The sequence below is a fragment of the Paraburkholderia fungorum genome (assembly GCF_046026025.1).
Taxonomy (GTDB): Bacteria; Pseudomonadota; Gammaproteobacteria; order Burkholderiales; family Burkholderiaceae; genus Paraburkholderia; species Paraburkholderia fungorum_E.
Window position 1 is genome coordinate 1 of record NZ_JAQQFL010000112.1, and the last position, 454, is coordinate 454.

1 protein-coding gene is annotated in these 454 nt (G+C 65.0%); it reads left to right on the forward strand.

Annotated features, from left to right (window positions below; translation table 11 throughout):
* Positions 1-454: AMP-binding protein (locus PQR67_RS38235; RefSeq protein ID WP_408467962.1), on the forward strand; the 454-nt coding region annotated here is incomplete at both ends.

Sequence of the window (454 nt, forward strand, 5' to 3'; positions counted from 1 at the left end):
TGAGCAACTGGCGTACGTGATCTATACGTCGGGTTCGACGGGCAAGCCCAAAGGCACGATGGTGCGTCACGCCGCGCTGACGAATTTCCTGCACGGCGTGGCGCGCGAACCGGGTCTGACGGCGGATGACACGCTGGTCGCGGTGACCTCGCTGTCGTTCGATATTGCCGCGCTGGAACTGTTCCTGCCGCTGATCGTGGGGGCAAAGGTAGTGGTGGCCTCGCGCGACGAAGCGCGTGACGCCCGTCTGCTGGCGGGTTTGCTGGAGAAGCATTCAGCAACGGCGATGCAGTCGACGCCGGCAACGTGGCGCATGCTTCTGGACTCGGGCTGGCCTGCCGGTGCGCGACGCGTTTCGCTGAAAGGCCTGTGCGGCGGTGAAGCATTGCCTCGCGAACTGGCGACGCGTCTGCGTGCTGCCGGTGTCGATCTGTGGAACATGTACGGGCCAACC